Source organism: Plantactinospora sp. KBS50, assembly GCF_002285795.1.
GTDB lineage: Bacteria > Actinomycetota > Actinomycetes > Mycobacteriales > Micromonosporaceae > KBS50.
The window spans coordinates 2,087,004-2,100,149 of the sequence record NZ_CP022961.1 but is presented as its reverse complement, the minus strand read 5'-3'; the positions used below and the strand labels follow the sequence as shown (position 1 = coordinate 2,100,149).

10 protein-coding genes and 1 pseudogene are annotated in these 13,146 nt (G+C 71.9%); 3 read left to right on the top strand and 8 right to left on the bottom strand.

Annotated features, from left to right (window positions below; genetic code table 11):
- Window positions 1-39: 39 nt before the first annotated feature.
- The 5 genes from CIK06_RS09340 to CIK06_RS09320 form a co-directional block, all read right to left on the bottom strand.
- The gene (locus CIK06_RS09340) at window positions 40-2,094 is read right to left on the bottom strand and encodes a cellulose binding domain-containing protein (RefSeq protein WP_095564500.1); all 2,055 of its coding nucleotides are present in this window, start codon (window positions 2,092-2,094) and stop codon (window positions 40-42) included.
- 142 nt (window positions 2,095-2,236) lie between these two features.
- Window positions 2,237-2,776 carry an RloB family protein gene (locus CIK06_RS09335; protein WP_157756678.1) on the bottom strand — a complete coding sequence of 180 codons (540 nt, stop codon included), beginning with the start codon at window positions 2,774-2,776 and terminating at the stop codon, window positions 2,237-2,239.
- Between the two features lie 61 nt (window positions 2,777-2,837).
- The gene (locus CIK06_RS09330; RefSeq protein ID WP_095564498.1) at window positions 2,838-4,202 is read right to left on the bottom strand and encodes an ATP/GTP-binding protein; all 1,365 of its coding nucleotides are present in this window, start codon (window positions 4,200-4,202) and stop codon (window positions 2,838-2,840) included.
- Window positions 4,203-4,307: 105 nt separating this feature from the next.
- Window positions 4,308-4,604: a cellulose binding domain-containing protein gene (locus tag CIK06_RS09325; RefSeq protein WP_095564497.1), complete on the bottom strand. Its 297-nt coding sequence runs from the start codon at window positions 4,602-4,604 to the stop codon at window positions 4,308-4,310.
- Window positions 4,601-6,649, bottom strand: a complete 2,049-nt coding sequence (locus CIK06_RS09320) for a glycoside hydrolase family 3 protein (RefSeq protein ID WP_232534101.1) — start codon at window positions 6,647-6,649, stop codon at window positions 4,601-4,603. Before CIK06_RS09320 ends, CIK06_RS09325 begins: the two co-directional genes overlap by 4 nt.
- A gap of 110 nt (window positions 6,650-6,759) precedes the next feature.
- Here CIK06_RS09320 and CIK06_RS09315 point away from each other — a divergent pair, with 110 nt between their 5' ends.
- From CIK06_RS09315 to CIK06_RS09305, 3 genes and pseudogenes are all read left to right on the top strand, one after another.
- Complete coding sequence (locus CIK06_RS09315) at window positions 6,760-7,152, top strand: peptidase inhibitor family I36 protein (protein ID WP_095564496.1); 393 nt, start codon at window positions 6,760-6,762, stop codon at window positions 7,150-7,152.
- Window positions 7,153-7,215: 63 nt separating this feature from the next.
- Window positions 7,216-8,756 (top strand): annotated as a pseudogene (locus CIK06_RS09310) (3' terminal RNA ribose 2'-O-methyltransferase Hen1).
- Window positions 8,753-11,278, top strand: a complete 2,526-nt coding sequence (locus CIK06_RS09305; protein ID WP_095564495.1) for a polynucleotide kinase-phosphatase — start codon at window positions 8,753-8,755, stop codon at window positions 11,276-11,278. The pseudogene CIK06_RS09310 and the gene CIK06_RS09305 overlap by 4 nt, the downstream one beginning before the upstream one ends.
- A 143-nt stretch (window positions 11,279-11,421) precedes the next feature.
- Here the strand turns inward: CIK06_RS09305 and CIK06_RS09300 are convergent, their stop codons facing one another.
- Genes CIK06_RS09300 through CIK06_RS09290 form a run of 3 tightly spaced genes read right to left on the bottom strand, consistent with a single transcriptional unit; the run spans window position 11,422 to window position 13,121 of the window.
- Complete coding sequence (locus CIK06_RS09300) at window positions 11,422-12,015, bottom strand: DoxX family membrane protein (RefSeq protein ID WP_095564494.1); 594 nt, start codon at window positions 12,013-12,015, stop codon at window positions 11,422-11,424.
- A 30-nt stretch (window positions 12,016-12,045) separates the two neighbouring features.
- Window positions 12,046-12,687, bottom strand: coding sequence for a hypothetical protein (locus tag CIK06_RS29880; RefSeq protein WP_198348413.1), 642 nt, complete (start codon window positions 12,685-12,687; stop codon window positions 12,046-12,048).
- 20 nt (window positions 12,688-12,707) lie between these two features.
- Entirely contained in the window at window positions 12,708-13,121 is a 414-nt protein-coding gene (locus CIK06_RS09290; RefSeq protein ID WP_095564493.1) for a VOC family protein, read from the bottom strand.
- Window positions 13,122-13,146: the final 25 nt, after the last annotated feature.

The following is a 13,146-nucleotide window of genomic DNA, read 5'->3' as shown; positions in this document are numbered from 1 at the left end:
TGTCCCCCGCGTGATCAGCCACGACCCGCCGTCGCCGTACTAACCGGTCGTGCAGACCGTGCCGTTCAGCCGGAACACGGTGGGCAGCACGTTCGGCCCGCTGTACTCGCCGACGAAGCCGGCGCTGGTGCTGCCGCCGTTGGCGGCCAGCCGCCCGTTGTCCACCGTGCTGGTGACCTTCACGGCGGTGCCGACCTGCTCGAAGGTGCCGGACCAGCCGCTGCTCACCCGCTGCCAGCCGGTCGGCCAGTCGAACGTCAGGGTCCAGCCGTCGATCGGCTTCGTCCCGTTGTTGACGATGTCGATGGCGCCGATGTAGCCGTTGCCCCAGTCGTTGGTGTCGGCGAACCGCACCGTGCAGGTGCTCTCCGCCGGGCTGCCGGTGGTGAAGGTGACCGGCGGCGAGGACCAGGACACCCGGCCGGCGGCGTCCCTGGCCAGCAGGTTGACCGTGTACCGGGTGCCCGGGTTGAGGTTGTGGACCGTGAACGAGGTCCCCGTCGTCTCCCCCACCTGCTCGCTGACCGCCCCGTTCTGCCGGTACACCTCGATCTTCGGCGCGGTGCCGCCGGAGGGCGGCGGCAGCGGCCACTCGATCGTCGCGGTCCGGTCGGTGACGCCCACGGCCCGCGGCTGGCCCGGCGCCGCCGGGCGGGCCGCGCCCGGGTCGGCCGGGTGCAGCACCAGCGTGGTCAGCGAGTACGGCGGCAGGACCTGGCTGGTGGCGTCGCCGGTGCTGCTCTGCGCGATCGAGGTGGCGCCGTTGGCGTACGTGTGGACCGTCGGCGCCCCGGCCGCCGGGGTGAAGCCGGCGTAGTCGATCGACACCGGGTACGCGTTGTCCGGGTCCTTGTTCAGCAGCAGCACCGCGACGTCGCCGTTGCCGCGCCGCACGGCGTGCGCGGCGACCAGCGGCTGATCGGTGCCGGCGCGGATGAACTGGTCACCGGCCTTGGCGAAGGTGTTCATCATGGACAGCCCGTGGTACGGCGCGAACGGGGTGTTCAGCGGCGGCTCGCAGACCGACCCGTCGGCGGTGCAGCCACCGCTGGACAGCATGCCGAAGTCGCCGTAGTCGGTCTGGCCGGCCACCGTGGAGACGGTGCCGATCCCGTTGTGCACGTTCCACCACTGCACCGTGAACACCCCGCGTTCCAGCAGCCCGCTGTACGCGTCGGCCAGGAACAACGCCCCCGGCTGGGTGTTCTGGCCGGTCCCGACGTTCATCTCGGTGAAGCTGATGCCGATCCGCTCGGGGTTCGCGCCGGCGTACCGGGTGATCTGCTGCCGGAGCAGCCACATCGCGTCGTCGATGTGGCTGGTCCGGGCCAGCGACTCGGCGGCGCCGCCGCCGGGGTACCAGTGCACGTCCACGAAGTCGATCTTCGGCCCGGCGATGGAGAGCACGGTCTGGTTCCACGGCCCCGGGTCGGCGTCGGCCTTGAGCCCGTCCGGCCAGTTCGCCGGCATCGTCAGCACCGCGCCGACCTTGATGCCCGGGTCGACCGCCTTCATCGCGTCGGCGTACTCGACGACCAGGTTCGCGTACCCGGTGGCGCTCTTGTCGGCGTGGTCGTCGGCCTCCCAGGCCGATCCGTACAGGCCGTTGCCGTAGTTCTCGTTGCCGATCGTCCAGTACTTCGCGCCGTACCCCTTGGTGACGTTGGCGTAGCGCACCCAGCCGGCGGCTTCGGCCGGCGTGCCGGTGCCGTAGTTCGCGATGATCATCGGTTCCGCGCCGACCCGCTGGGCCGCGGCCATGAAGGTGTCGAAGTCGGTGTCGGGCGCCACGTAGCCGCCGGGTGCGGTGTGGGTCTCCCAGTGGTAGATGTCCGCGTACGATCCGCCGGGGTAGCGCAGCATCCGGACGCCGGCCGCGCGCAGCAGGTCCGACGTACCGGTGGTGCCGAGGTTCGAGTCCCAGATCGCGTGGTTGACGCCGAGCGCCGTGCCGGGCACGGTCGCCAGGCCGGCGCGGGCGTTCACCGTCACGGTGACCGGATCGGCGTCCGCGGCCGACACCGGGTTGGCGACGGACAGACAGCCCAGGGGCAGGGACAGCGCGGCGGCCAGGGCCGTGGCTATTCTTTTCATGCCGGAATCCTTCGGAGCGTTGACGCACAGGCGACTATCCGACGAGGCTGCCCAGGCCCCGGAATCCGGCTCGAAAGATCGCCAAAAGTATCCATGTCCATCGTTCGATACGCAAGCAGGGATCGGACGGCGGCCGGACCGCTCAGCCCAGGGCCTCCACCACCTGCCACACCGCGGTCGACGGATTGGCCACCGGTGGCTCGCCCAACAGCTTCGCCCGCCGCACCGCGTCGTCGACGCTGTCCCGGAACTCGTCGAAGTCCAATGCGGTCTTGTCCCACCTCCGGACGTGTCGGGCCAGTTTCGCCGACGCCTTGGCGGCGTTCGGCACGAATCCGGAACAGTCCGCGTGATGCAGCAACAGCCAGATCTCGAAACAGGGGTTCGACCAGACGAGTCGGACCTGGGTTGCCGATGCCTCCGCGTCGGCCTCCCGGGTCCGGTACTGGTCGACATCGCAGACGGCCCACGCCTCGTCCACGTCGTCGGTGTCCCGCCGACGGGCCGCCCCCCGCACGACCTCCAACGGCGATCCGCGCTCGACAGCCACCATGACACGGTGGGTGGCGCGATCGTGCTTGAGGCCGGTGAAGTAGGCCCGTTCCGTCGATTCGCCGTTCGTGACGATCAGGACGGTACGCCGCTGCTCCCGCACGGCCGGCCGGCGCCGCAGATCGGTCACCCGACGCGCCCCGACCCGGCCACGCTCTCTCGGCGCCGGCACCTGGAAACCCCGCTGGTCCTCAGCCCTCCGTCGGCTGGCCATCCGCCGCCCCACCCGTCGTCAGGGCCCGTTCGAACAGCTGCCCGGACAGGTCCGGGACACCTCCGTAGTTGCCGTTGAGATACCGCCGTTGCCGGTTCTCACCCTCCTTGCGGGGCTTGAAATCGGTCAACGGATACAACGACGACGCACCGTCGAGGTCCTTCTGCGTGAACCAGATCTCGTCCCGCCCGAGTACCTCCTCGGTGTCGAACGTGCCGAGCAACGCCGCGTCGTGGCTGGTGAAGATGAGCTGACTGTGCAGTGGGTTCGTCGTCGGAGCCCGGAACAGTCCAATCAGCTTCGCGGTCAGCATGGGATGCAGGCTCGCGTCGATCTCGTCCACCGCCATCACCCCACCACCTCGCAGCACCGCCGCCGCGTCCATTCCCAACGCAAGGAGCTGTTGAGTCCCGGTCGACTCGTCGTGCAGTTCGAACACCACGTCGCCCGCAGAACCACGATGGGCAAGCTGGAGCCGCAGATTGTCGGTCGCCCGCCGGTTCAACGAATCGCGCGTGCTGCGACTCCGGGGACTGCGCCGCATGCCGCCGGCCGTCGCGAGGTCGTCAACCGTCGACCCGTCGAAGAGGGCCGGCGCGGGGTCGTCCTTCGTCACCGATATGTCGACGATCCCCACGTCCGCCGAGCGGAGCAGTTCGACGATCACCCGACGTGCGTCGGGGTCCGTCACCCAGTCCAGGTCGGGTCGCAGCTGCCAGCCCATGCCCGGTCGGATCTTCTGTCGTACCCCCAGAAACCACCGGTACGTGTCATGCAGCGGCTGCGGCTCGTCCGGATCGGACGACTTCTGGTGCGCTTCGAATCGCGCGACGGTGCTCAGGAAGAGTGCGGCCGGGGCGGTGATGTCGGCGATGCGTTCGAGTTCACCCCGCCGACCCGAGCCTTCCCCCCAGGTGAACCTGTCCTCGTCCCGGTCGAACACGGTCCGCCGACGGTTGTGGGGGTACTGGTACAGCCACTCTTCGAGGATCCGGTCGTCATCGAGGGCGAAGCCGTAGGTGTGCCGGACCCCGCCGAGCAGCAGGTCGACCACGTAGCGCGAGGGTGTCTCCAGGGTGTCCTCGGACAGCCGGAAGGGGTGCCGCGACAGACCCAGCCCCGGTTCCACCTCCCGGTCCGAGCGCAGCGCCATCCGGCGCATGAACGCCAGTGCGTCCAGGCAGTTCGACTTGCCCGATGCGTTCGCTCCAAAAATGCCCACCACCCGGACCGCCGCATCCTGCCCGGCCGCACGGTCGGTCCTCGGGTAGGCCGGGGTCAGATTGAGCTGCTGCTCGTCGCGAAAAGATCGATGGTTGGCAAAACTGAAGCTGAGCATCATGGGCTTGCTGCCCCCGGAGATCTGGCGCCTTGACGGTCGTATCCGCGAGTAAATCACAGAAGACGCCGTCTGAGGTCGAGCTTGGCTCCGGCCGGCGCCGCGGGGTCAGCCCGTCGAGCAGGGGATGCCGTTCAGGGCGAAGCCGCCGGGCGCTGCGGTCGACCCGGTGGTCGTCGCCTGGAATCCCCAGCTCGCGCTGCCCAGATGCGCGTTCCAGCCGACGTCCCGGGCGGTGGCCTGGGTGCCGCTCTGGGTCACGGTGGCGTTCCAGGCGCCGGTGATCTGCTGACCTGCCGGCAGGGTGAAGGTGAGTGTCCAGCCGTCCACGCCTCCCCCGCCCACCGAGATCCCGACGTCGCCGATGAAGCCGCCGGTCCACTGGCTGGTCACCCGGTACGTCACCGCGCAGCTCGGCCCCGCCGGCGGCGTACCGGTGGGGGTGGGGTCGGCGACGCCGTGGGCGACGCGGTGGGGGTCGGCGACGCGGTGGGGGTCGGCGTCGGCGTCGGCGAGGCCGGGCCGGTCGGAGTCGGAGTCGGGGACGGGGAGGCCGTGTCGTACGTCAGCCCGTACCCGTACGGGAACAGCCCGGTCTTGCCGTCGCCGTCGTTGATCGGCTCCTGGCCGGCGCTCGCCGGCCAGGTGACCGGCAGCTTGCCGGTGGGCCGGTAGTCCCCGAACAGCACGTCGGCCACGCCCGCGCCCTCGCTGCCGGGCAGCCAGGCGGCGACCAGCGCCCGCCAGTCGGGCAGTTGCGCCGCGATGTCCAGCGGCCGGCCGGAGACCAGCACCGTGACGACCGGTACGCCGGCGGCGCGCAGCCGTTGCAGCATGGCCAGGTCGGTGTTGTCCAGGCCCAGCGAGCCGGGACGGTCGCCCTGGCCCTCGGCGTACGGGGTCTCGCCGATCACCGCGATCGCCGCCCGGTAGGACCCGTCGATTCCCGAGCCGTCCCGGCTGTACGTCACGGTCGTCCCACCGCCGGCGGCGGCGCGGATGCCGCCGAGGATCGTGGTACCCGGCACGATGTTGCCGGAGGCGCCCTGCCAGGAGATCGTCCAGCCGCCGCTGGCGTTGCCGATGTCGTCGGCGCTCTTGCCGGCGACGAAGATCTTGCCGCCGGTACGGTCCAGCGGCAGGATGCCGCCGTCGTTCTTGAGCAGGACCTGCGATTCGCGGACGGCCTGTCGGGCGAGGTCGCGGTGGGCCTGGCCGCCGATGCCGGCGGCGTACGAGCGGTCGGCGTACGGGTGCTCGAAGAGGCCCAGTTCGAACTTCTTGGTGAGGATCCGGCTGACCGCGTCGTCGATCCGGGACATCGGCACCGCGCCGGACTGCGCGGCGGCCTTGAGGTATCCGATGAACGTCCGGTAGTCGTTCGGCACCATGATCATGTCGAGGCCCGCGTTGATCGCGGTGGCGACCTCCTGCTGGGTGAATCCCGGCGCGCCGTCGAGTTGGTCGATGGCCGCCCAGTCGGAGACCACGAAGCCGGTGAAGCCCAGTTCGCCCTTGAGAACGTCGGTGATCAGGTACCGGTTGCCGTGCATCCGGACGCCGTTCCAACTGCTGTAGGAGACCATCACCGAGCCGACGCCGCGGTCCACGGCGGCCCGGAACGGCGCCAGGTGGATCGCCCGCAGTTCCTGCTCGCTGAGCTGCGTGTCGCCCTGGTCCTGGCCGCCGGCGGTGCCGCCGTCCCCCACGTAGTGCTTGGCGGTGGCCAGGATGGAGGCGGGCGAGTCGAGCGTCGGGCCCTGGAGCCCGGTGACCACGGTGGTCATCGTGGAGACGAGGTCCGGGTTCTCGCCGAACGACTCGTAGGTGCGCCCCCAGCGGTCGTTGCGGGCCACGCAGAGGCACGGCGCGAAGGTCCAGTCCAGACCGGCGCCGGTCACCTCCTCGGCGGTGGCGCGGCCGATCCGCTGCACCAGGTCCGGGTCGCGGGTGGCGCCCAGGCCGATGTTGTGCGGAAAGATGGTCGAGCCGTACACGTTGTTGTTGCCGTGCACGGCGTCCAGGCCGTAGATCATCGGCACGCCGAGCGGCGCCGCGAGGGCGGCGCGCTGGAAGGTGTCGTACATGTCCGCCCAGCCGGCCGGGGTGTTCGACGACGGCGCGGAGCCGCCGCCGGACAGGATCGACCCGATCCGGTACGTCGTGACGTCCGAGACGCCGACGGCGGCGCGTTCGGCCTGGGTCATCTGCCCGACCTTGTCGTCGAGGCTCATCCGGGCGAGCAGGTCGGCGACCCGTTGCGGGACGCCGAGCGCCGGGTCCTGATACGGGTACGCGTACGCGGCGACCGGGATCGGCGCGGGGGTCGCCACGGCCGGGGCGGTGGCGCTGGCGCCGGCCGTGGTGGCGACCAACAGGACGACGGGTGTCGCCGCGAGCGCGGTGAGCCGGCGGAACCGGCGGGGACGGTGCTGGCCCGGACCGTTCATCAATTCTCCTTCGTCGATATATAGACCATAGGAGCCGGCGGCCGTCGGGGCCACCCCGGGCGAGATTCCGCTACCATAGACGACCCTGGATATGTTGGGAGACCGATCTGATGACCAGTCGTCTACGCTCCGCCCTGCTCGCCGTGGGCATGTCGGTGACCGCCGCGCTCACCCCGGCCGGCGTCGCGCACGCCGACCGCGCGTCCACCGCGGGCGCCATCGGCAGTTGCCCCTCCGGCTACCTGTGCCTCTACACCGGCACCGACTTCGCCGGGGATCAGTTCACCGTCACCTCGCTCGTCCCGAACGGCACCTGCGTCAGCCTGGTGGACCACGGCTGGGGCGACCGGGCGCACTCGGCGGTCAACACGCACAACAGCGGTGCGGCCATGTTCATGAACGACGGCTGCCTCGGCGGCCCGTACCAGGTGCCGGCCAACTCCAGCCTGGCCAGCTTCGGCGGCTTCACCCCACGCAGCGTCTGGGTCCCCCGGGCCTGGTGACCGGCCCGCCGGCGGGCACCGCACGGGACGGAATTCGCTGGCGACGCCTGCGATGATCATCGTGTGTTGCTGACCATCTCCACCACCCGCGTGCCCGCCACCGACCTGGGCTTCCTGCTGGTCAAGCATCCCGACCGGGTGCAGTCGTTCACCACCACGGGCGGCACGGCGTACGTCTGGTATCCGGAGGCGACCCCGCAGCGGTGCACGGCCGCGCTGCTGCTGGATGTCGACCCGGTCGGGTTGGCGCGGCCGGCGAAGGGGCAGCGGTCGCCCGACGGCTTCTCGCTCGGGCGCTACGTCAACGACCGGCCGTACGCGGCGTCGAGCCTGCTCACGGTGGCGCTGGGCAGGGTGTTCCGGTCCGCGCTGAACGGCACCAGCCGGGACCGGCCGGAGCTGGTCGGCACCGCGCTGCCGCTGGAGATCCAGGTGGCCGCCCTGCCGTGCCGCGGCGGCCCGGAGGTCGCCCGGCAACTCTTCGCGCCGCTGGGCTGGACCGTGACGGCGACGCCGGTCCCGCTGGACCCGGAGTTTCCCGGCTGGGGCGACTCCCCGTACGTGCAGTTGACGCTGGTCGGCACCCGCACCCTGGCCGACGCGCTCAACCACCTGTACGTGCTGCTGCCCGTCCTCGACGACGCCAAGCACTACTGGGTCTCCGCGGACGAGGTGGACAAGCTGCTGCGGGCCGGCGCCGGCTGGCTCGAACGGCATCCCGCGAAGGCGCTGATCGCCCGCCGCTACCTGGCCAACCGGCGGTCGCTGATGATGACCGCGCTGGAACGACTCCAGGCCGCCGGCGACGAACCGGCGGCCATGATCGATGCGGCCGCCACCGACGGGACGGCCACCGGGACGGCCACCGACGACACGGCCGACGACGAGGCGGCGGCCGACGAGACGGCGGCCGACGACGGAGCCGCAGCGACGACGGCCGGCGGCGCGGCGGAGGCGAGCGGCGGCGGGACGGCGACCGGCGAGACCGGGCGCGGTGCGGCGCTGGTACGGCTGCGCCGCGACGCGGTGCTGGCCGTGCTCGCCGAATCGGGCGCGCGCCGGGTCCTCGACCTGGGCTGCGGGCCGGGCGGCCTGCTGCCGGAGCTGCTGGCCGACCGGCAGTACACCGAGATCGTGGGCGCCGACGTGTCCAGCGTCAGCCTCCGGATCGCCGAGCGGCGGCTGCGGCTCGACCGGCTTCCGGAACGCCAGCGCGACCGGATCAGGTTGATCCAGACCGCGCTGACCTATCGCGACGATCGGCTCCGGGGCTACGACGCGGCGATCCTGATGGAGGTCATCGAGCACGTCGACGAGGCACGCCTGCCCGCCCTGGAAGGGCCGTGTTCGGGCACGCCGGCCCGACCGCGGTGATCGTCACGACCCCCAACGTCGAGTACAACGTCCGGTACCCGGGGCTGGGCCACGCGCGGCTGCGCCACGACGACCACCGGTTCGAGTGGACCCGGCCGCAGTTCGCCCGGTGGGCGCGCCGGGTCGCCGGGGCGTACGGCTACGAGGTCGACCTGCGTCCGGTCGGCGACCTCGACGCCGAGGTCGGCTCCCCCACCCAGCTCGCGTTCTTCCGGAGGACCACGCCGTGAACCTCGACATCCCCGAACTGTCCCTCGTCGCGCTGGTCGGCATCTCCGGTTCCGGCAAGTCGACGTTCGCCCGTCGGCACTTCCGGCCCACCGAGGTGCTCTCCTCGGACGCGTTCCGCGCGATGGTCGCCGACGACGAGGCCGACCAGTCGGCGTCGGCGGACGCCTTCGACGCGCTGCACCACGTCGCCGGCATCCGGCTACGCGCCGGCCGCCGGGTGGTGGTGGACGCCACCAACGTGCAGCAGCACGCCCGCGCCGACCTCGTCCGGCTGGCCCGCGCACACGACGTACTGCCCGTCGCCGTCGTCCTGGACACGCCCGAGCCGGTGGCCTGGGCACGCACCCTGGCCCGGACGGACCGGGACTTCGGCCGGCAGGTGCTGCACCGCCAGCAGCAGAGCCTGCGCCGCTGCCTGCGCGGCCTGGGCCGGGAGGGCTTCCGGAAGGTGTACGTCGTCACCGACCCCGACGACGTGACGATCACCTACGAGCGGGCCTGGAACGACCGGCGGGAACTGACCGGGCCGTTCGACGTCATCGGCGACGTGCACGGCTGCCGCGCCGAACTGGAATCGCTGCTCACGACGCTCGGCTGGACGATCGTCCGCGACGAGGCGGGCCGGCCGGTCGACGCGCGCCACCCGGAGGGTCGCCAGGCGGTCTTCGTCGGCGACCTGGTCGATCGCGGCCCGGCCTCCCCCGGCGTGCTGCGCCTGGTGATGGGCATGACCGCCGCCGGGACGGCGCTCTGCGTGCCCGGCAACCACGAGCAGAAGCTGCTGCACAAGCTGCGCGGCCGGAAGGTCGACGTCCGGTACGGCCTGGCCGAGACCCTCGCGCAACTGGCGGAGGAACCGCCGGACTTCGTCGCCGCGGTGGCGGACTGGATCGACGGCCTGGTCAGCCACCTGCGGCTGGACGGCGGTCGGCTCGTCGTGGCGCACGCGGGGCTCAAGGAGGAGTACCACGGCCGCGCCTCCGGACGGGTCCGGGCCTTCTGCCTGTACGGGGAGACCACCGGCGAGACGGACGAGTACGGCCTGCCGGTGCGCTACCCGTGGGCCAACGACTACCGGGGCGCGGCCACGGTCGTCTACGGACACGTCCCGACACCGGCACCGGAGTGGGTCAACAACACGATCTGCGTGGACACCGGCTGCGTGTTCGGCGGACGGCTGACGGCGCTGCGCTACCCGGAACGGACGCTGGTCTCGGTGCCGGCGCAGCGCACCTACTACGAGCCGGTCAAGCCGCTGGTCCCGGTCGCGCCGGCGCGCGACGGCGCGACCCTCGACCTGGCCGACGTGGCCGGGCGACGGCACCTGCGCACCGCGTACGGCGCGGTCACGGTCGAGGCCGAGAACACCGCCGCCGCGTTGGAGGTGATGAGCCGGTACGCGGTCGACCCGCGCTACCTGCTGTGGCTGCCGCCGACGATGTCCCCGCCCTCCACGTCCACCCTGGACGGGCATCTCGAACACCCGGCCGAGGCGTTCGCCGACTACCGGGCCGCCGGGGTCGAGCGGGTGGTGTGCGAGGAGAAGCACATGGGGTCCCGGGCCGTGGTGCTTGTCTGCCGGGACGCGGCGCACGCGGCGGCCCGGTTCGGGGTACGCGACGGCTCGTCCGGCGCGGTTCACACCCGTACCGGCCGGCCGTTCTTCGCCGACCCGGAACTGACCGAGCGGCTGCTCGCGCGGGTCCGGTCCGCGGCGCAGCCGCTGTTCGCGGAGCTGGACACCGGGTGGCTGCTGCTGGACTGCGAACTGCTGCCCTGGTCGGCAAAGGCTGACCAGCTCATCAGGAGCCAGTACGCGGCGGTCGGCGCCGCGGCCCGGGCCGCGCTGCCCGCGGCGCTGCGGGCGCTCGACGCGGGTGCGGGTCGCGGGTTGGACCTCACCGACCTGCGCGCCCACACGGCCAGCCGCATCCACGACGCCGAGGCGTTCACCCGGGCGTACCGGCACTACTGCTGGCCCGTCGACGGGCTGGACGGCATCCAGCTCGCCCCGTTCCTGGTCCTGGCCTCGGAGGGCGCCAGCCACGCCGGCCGCGACCACGGCTGGCAACTGGCGGTCTGCGACCGGCTGGTCGCCGCTGACCCCGACCTGCTGCGGGCCACCGACCGGCGGGTCGTCGACCTGGCCGACCCGGCGGCGGAGCGGGACGCGACGAACTGGTGGCGGGAGCTGACCGACGCCGGTGGGGAGGGAATGGTCGTCAAGCCTTACCCGGGGCTGCTGCACCGGGTGCGGGGGCGGCTGGTCCAGCCCGGGATCAAGTGCCGGGGACGGGAGTACCTGCGCCTCATCTACGGCCCCGACTACACGCAGCCGCGGCACCTGGAACGCCTCCGGGACCGGGGATTGAACCGCAAGCGGGGCCTCGCGGTCCGCGAGCACGGGCTGGGACTGGCCGCGCTGGACGCGGTGGCGGCCGGCGAGCCGCTGTGGCGGGTGCACGAGCTGGTCTTCGCGATCCTGGCGCTGGAGTCCGAACCCACCGACCCCCGGCTGTGAGGTGCGACGGCCCCGTCCCGGGTGGGACGGGGCCGCGGCCCGAGCCGAGGTACCGGCTTCGGTGGGTCCGGTTCCGGAGGGCTCGTACCGACGCCGCTGTGCCGGACCGTGGGCCACGGTCCGGCACAGCGGCGGTAGGTGGGTCAGATCAGCCAGCGGTGCCGCTGGACGAAGGGCAGGCGTGCCCAGATCCGGCCCAGCCCCCAGGTGTGTCCGGCGTACGCGGCGGCGAGCGCGACCATGATCACGGCGTAGACCAGGTGGTAGTCGACGATCGGGTTGGTCGAACCGCTCGGGTCGCCGGCGGCGGTGAACCGGGCCAGCGGGAACTCGGCCAGCCACATCATCGCCATCATCAGGGTGCCGGAGGCCGCGGCGATCCGCAGGCCGACCCCGGCGATCAGCGCCAGGCCGATGGCGGCCATGCCGAGCATGAACATCGAGTCGGCCCACCAGGTCCCGGCGATGGAGTGGGCGATCGACTGGAACGGCCCGACCTCGACCGAGGAGAGGAAGCCCTTGGTCGGCGATCCGCCGTTGACCCAGGCCCGGGCGGCCGGGGTGGCGTAGCCGAGGCCGAAGGTCTTGTCGAGGAAGGCCCACAGGAAGACGAGCCCGGTGGCGACCCGCAGCACGGCCAGTGCACGGGCGGCGGTGGTGGTCAGCATCGAGCCGGGGAGTTCGGCGTGCTCAAGCGGCCGGTCGATCGATCGGTGGGTGTCCTGCTGGATGGTCATCGTTGCCTCCGAAGTCCGTTTCTTGCCTCTTCACCATCCCCCTTCGGCGCGTCGCGCGGATGGGCCGGAACGCCCGTCACGGTCGGGACCAAGGTCCCGGTCGGTGCTGGCGACGGCCTCCCGCAGCACCCACCGGCGCACCTGTCGACGGCCGCGCAGCCGGACCACCATGACCTCCGGGTCGCGTTGGCGGAGCAGCCGGCCCACCCGGTCGGCCGGGCCGCCCTGCGTCCGCCATGCCCACCGGATCACATGTTCCGGGTCGGTCAGCACGGTCCGCAGCGGCGGCTCGACGTTGCCGTTCCACAGGATCTCCCGCCGCCACCTGCGGGCCACGGTGCGCGCGATGACCTGCCGCATCACCAGGTGCCGGGGGTGGTCGAGCCACACCACCAGATCGGCTCTGCCGGACAGGATGTCGCCCAGCTTGGCCGTGAACTGCCACTCGGTCACCCAGCGCGGCTGGGCGGCGAACAGCCGCACATCGTCCATGAAGGCGGGGCGGGGTGTCCAGTTCTCGCCGTGGTGCAAGGCGTCCAGTTCCACCCGCGGGAGTTGCCAGGCCATGCCGATCACCGCGGCCAGGCTCGTCTTTCCGGCGCCGGAGGTGCCGGCGACCAGGACTCGACCCGGCCGCCACAGGAGCGGATCGCGCCAGCTCAGAAGTGGCATGGATGGGCGGACCGGCCGGGCTACGCGACGAAGATGCAGAACGGGTGACCGGCCAGGTCCGCGAACACGTACAGCGGTTCGTCGGGATCCTCGGTGCGGTCGAGCAGCAGACGCGCGCCCAGCGACTCCGCCCGTTCGCGTTGCCGCTGCAGCTCCGCCACACTCGGCACCGTCAGGTCGAGGTGCAGCTGCATCGGTACGTCGTGCTCGGGCCAGGTGGTCGGGGTCAGCCGGTCGACCTCCTGAAAGGCCAGCGCCCGCGCCCCGGTCGGGTCGAGCAGCACGAGCCAGTCCGCGTCGTCCGCGACACCCTCGGCCGGGGGTTCGTCGCCGGGCCGGTAGTGCAGCCCCAGCAACCGGCGGTAGAACTCGGCCAGCTCCCGCGGTCTCGTGGTGTCGAGCACGGTGTGCAACAAGCGGGGATATTCGGACATGCCCACGATGCTAGCCACCCCCACC